4 protein-coding genes and 1 pseudogene are annotated in these 3,507 nt (G+C 44.4%); 2 read left to right on the top strand and 3 right to left on the bottom strand.

Translation table 11 applies throughout. The annotated features are described in order from the left end of the window. Window positions 1-181 precede the first annotated feature (181 nt). Window positions 182-568 carry a hypothetical protein gene (locus P8O70_13800; GenBank protein MDG2197931.1) on the top strand — a complete coding sequence of 129 codons (387 nt, stop codon included), beginning with the start codon at window positions 182-184 and terminating at the stop codon, window positions 566-568. A gap of 104 nt (window positions 569-672) precedes the next feature. Continuing rightward, window positions 673-1,622 (top strand): annotated as a pseudogene (locus P8O70_13795) (class I SAM-dependent DNA methyltransferase). Window positions 1,623-1,893: 271 nt separating this feature from the next. Here the strand turns inward: P8O70_13795 and P8O70_13790 are convergent. From P8O70_13790 to P8O70_13780, 3 genes are all read right to left on the bottom strand, one after another. Further along, a complete protein-coding gene (locus P8O70_13790; protein ID MDG2197930.1) occupies window positions 1,894-2,373 on the bottom strand; it encodes a hypothetical protein in 480 nt (159 codons plus the stop codon). A 172-nt stretch (window positions 2,374-2,545) separates the two neighbouring features. Then, a complete protein-coding gene (locus P8O70_13785; GenBank protein MDG2197929.1) occupies window positions 2,546-3,319 on the bottom strand; it encodes an excalibur calcium-binding domain-containing protein in 774 nt (257 codons plus the stop codon). After that, window positions 3,319-3,507, bottom strand: a 189-nt coding sequence (locus P8O70_13780) for a hypothetical protein (protein ID MDG2197928.1), incomplete at its 5' end; no start/stop codon positions are given. The genes P8O70_13780 and P8O70_13785, both read right to left, overlap by 1 nt.

The following is a 3,507-nucleotide window of genomic DNA, read 5'->3' as shown; positions in this document are numbered from 1 at the left end:
GATATCTTTTCATTAAATTCATGCTCAATCTTAGACAAACTTCAAAAAACTGGAATTTTTACACCAACTTGTGAGAAAGGTTTGCGCAAATGCAATTGCTCACAATTTTAATTGTAAAGTGATCTTGTCAGCGGAAGTATCAGGGCCATTCTCAATTCTTCTTAGTTCAGATCACTAAACTATGTTGGAAATTCCAGATGAGATCCACCATCAAATCGGCGAGGCATCTGTTAACGCAGAAGTCCACGTCTGCTTTTCCAGATCACTGATTCCTGATTTCAATGTAGATTGGATTTTTTTAATTGAATCGGTGTTGGAAGAGAAGCGTCTGGAAAAGATCCAACAGGGAAGTCTACTAACAGAGGAAGAGGACGTCTATTATCGAACCACGTATGTTGAAAGCAATATTCGAAGCAGTGGACCATCTGAAGGTTTCAAGCTGCTGGAGTTGTTTGATGATGCTGAAGTCCCACATTGGATGGCGATCCACACCAGCGATGGGGGTATGTACTACGATGAGAATGTGGTTGGTGTTTTTCAACTTTTGATGAAGCAGAGAATTATTTGAATGAAATCTACCTGATCCCAAATTCTTGGTAGTCCACTGAGCAGAAGTGTGATCATTCCAAGACGAAACTAATTATTTTCAACAACTTAATTCTTGAAGGTCCTGTGGCAATCAAAACAACTGAACTCTATTCCTCGCTTTGGTCCAGTTGTGACGAGCTTAGTGGGAGCATGGACGCCAGCCAGTACAAGGATTTTGTGCTGACCATGCTGTTCATGAAGTACTTTCAGACAAGTACAAGGGAGACCCCTACGGAATGATTGTCGTTCCAGAAGGGGCCAGTTTTGACGACATGGTGGCTCTCAAAGGTGATAAGGAGATTGGCAACAAGCTCAACAAAATCATCAGCGCATTGGCCGAGGAAATGACCTCAAAGGTGTGATTGATGTTGCTGACTTCAATGACGAGGACCGTCTGGGCACGGGCAAGGAAACGGTCGACCGTCTCTCAAAGTTGATTGGGATTTTCGAGGGACTGGACCTGTCCTCGAATCGTGCAGATGGAGATGATTTGTTGGGTGATGCCTACGAGTACCTGATGCGCCACTTCGCCACAGAATCCGGCAAATCCAAGGGTTAATTCTACACTCCTGCGGAGGTCTCCAGAATTCTGTCGAAGGTCATTGGAATCAATGAGCAAACACCCCAAAACGCTACGGTTTATGACCCAACCTGTGGTTCTGGGTCATTGTTATTAAAAGCCAGTGACGAGGTTCCTCGCAGCCTCTCAATCTATGGTCAGGAAATGGACTTTGCCACGAGCGCCTTGGCCCGCATGAACATGATTCTCCATGAAAATGCTACCGCTTCGATTTGGAAGGGCAATACCATTTCCGATCCCTATTGGTGTGATGGAGACGGGAAACTCAAAACCTTTGATTTTGCTGTGGCTAATCCCACCATTTTCCAATAAGAGTTGGACCAGCGGCATCAACCCGAGCGAAGACGAGTTTGATCGTTTTGAATGGGGAATTCCCCCTGAGAAAAACGGAGACTACACCTTCCTTCTTCACATCATCAAAAGCCTCAAAAGTACTGGTATTGGTATGATTATTTGCCAGCACACTCCAAGTCATAATGAAGTTGGGTGGCTGTTAGGCAATGATCCTTAATTGTCCATGGATCACGGTGAACTGTGATTGTTCCACCTACCCTTTCAAATGCATCGAAGACCAGCGAGGGAGAGGAAGATATTTAGAGACATTTCCCATCGCGACCGGCAGCGTCAAGCTACCGGTCTTGCGACAACACTGGATAGCCCCCAGAATTGACTCTTCTCTGAACAAATCTGTGCAATTATCTCATCAAAAATAAAAGCCTCAACTGTCATGATCCTGCATAAATCATCTCTTTAGATCGTAGATAATTTGCTAATGCTGAACAAACTAAAGAAATGCTAAGCCCAGTAAAGTAGGCTGAAAATACAAAGCCAAATGCTTGCGAAATGGCAGCTTCATTAAAAACACCCATAAAAGCATGAATTGCTCCTATGGCTGCACCTAATTCACCTACATCTTTCGCCAAATGTGATGCTTTTTCTAGTGAGCCCACTACACCGAGCTGCCTGAAGGCTGAACCCAAAAAAGTTATGACAGAAATCAACAAGATTGAAGGTGGATCAAAAAACAAAGGCAACAGACTTACAGTGCTTAACTTTTCTCCAGAAGCACATTCCTGCTTTGAAAAATCATAGTTTTCACATACCCCAGTTATCATTTCAAATCGCAATTCACCATTTCGAAAATCAAAAAAGATAGCCATAAAGAGAAAGAAGAGAATTCCTATAATTCTAAAACTAATATGCATGTTTCGCCCTCCGAATTAGGTTGATTGGTCCGATGTAGAGGTCTGAATCCATAACTTTCATCAAGCTATTATGATTAGTTGAAGTTCGTTGCAAAGCGTTTCAGAAAGTTGCTGTAAACAATCATTTGTTTAATTAATCTTCGAAAAGCACCATCCCGCAGATCCTTCCTGACTAACCACACAACACTTCACAGGGCACTCCATCCTTGTCACCGTCCAAGCGACTGAGTCCACATTGACTCAGAAAAGCTCTCGCTTCCTCACAAGAATTCATTTGTCTGCAATAGCGTTTGCTCCCACAGACCACTTTCAAACTTGCTGAGGGTGATGTTAACTGGCTGGACTGCCCAATGGCAGTGCAGTTCATCTCAGGTGCCTCTCTTGGTAACTCGACTTGATCTCCAAGTAATTCTGGTAGAGCCGTCAACTTTCTCCGATCAGCCGTTAATCCCCACTTCAGCTTCACAGCTACCCAAGCCTTCAAATATTGGGTTTGGTAGGCCGGATTGGGTGGTAACCAATCTGCTGGATCCTTGGCTCCCTTCTGACGTTTCAGACGACGGTCGACAGCAATCAACGTGTCTGGATCATCCAGATCATTGGCATAGACTCTTTTGCGTTCTCTTGACCAGTTGGCTGCACCAGACTCATGGGCTTCCTTGAGAGGCACCATGTGATCAATATCCAGCTTGGTGGCATCGGTAATGGTTCTGCCAGAATACGGGTCATTCCAGATCCCTGAAACCACCCTACAGCCTTTCTCTGTCTTGAACTCAACCGTCGAGAGGGACTCCTCAATCAACACTTCATGACGAGCGTTCTGGCAATCCTTGTCTTCATCAATCCAGTGGCGGTAGCTCTCGCGTTCGTATTTGGGGCAAATAGCAGAATCCGCAAGAACAGTTGTTGTCAGTAGTAGGAATAGTATTGTCAGTAGTGTCTGCATTATTTGTAGTCTTCCCAGTTCCAGTCCTGCCCTTCGCTGGGGTCGTAGTCTAGTTCTCTACCATCAGTTTTCTGAGTAATTATTTTTCCATCTTTGTACGTGGCCTGAGTAGTAGCACAGCGGTATATCTCATAATCTTTGAATCGGCTGTAAACTCTGATGGTCAGATTCTCCTCACTTTCAGACAC

It is taken from the genome of SAR324 cluster bacterium (assembly GCA_029245725.1).
Taxonomy (GTDB): domain Bacteria; phylum SAR324; class SAR324; order SAR324; family NAC60-12; genus JCVI-SCAAA005.
The sequence above is the reverse complement of the archived record's forward strand: the minus strand, read 5'-3'. Positions and strand labels throughout refer to the sequence as shown.

Coding starts and splice junctions, on each gene's coding strand:
- P8O70_13785 (MDG2197929.1), bottom strand. CDS start 3,319: ATGCAGACACTACTGACAATACTATTCCTACTACTGACAACAACTGTT.
- P8O70_13800 (MDG2197931.1), top strand. CDS start 182: ATGTTGGAAATTCCAGATGAGATCCACCATCAAATCGGCGAGGCATCT.
- P8O70_13790 (MDG2197930.1), bottom strand. CDS start 2,373: ATGCATATTAGTTTTAGAATTATAGGAATTCTCTTCTTTCTCTTTATG.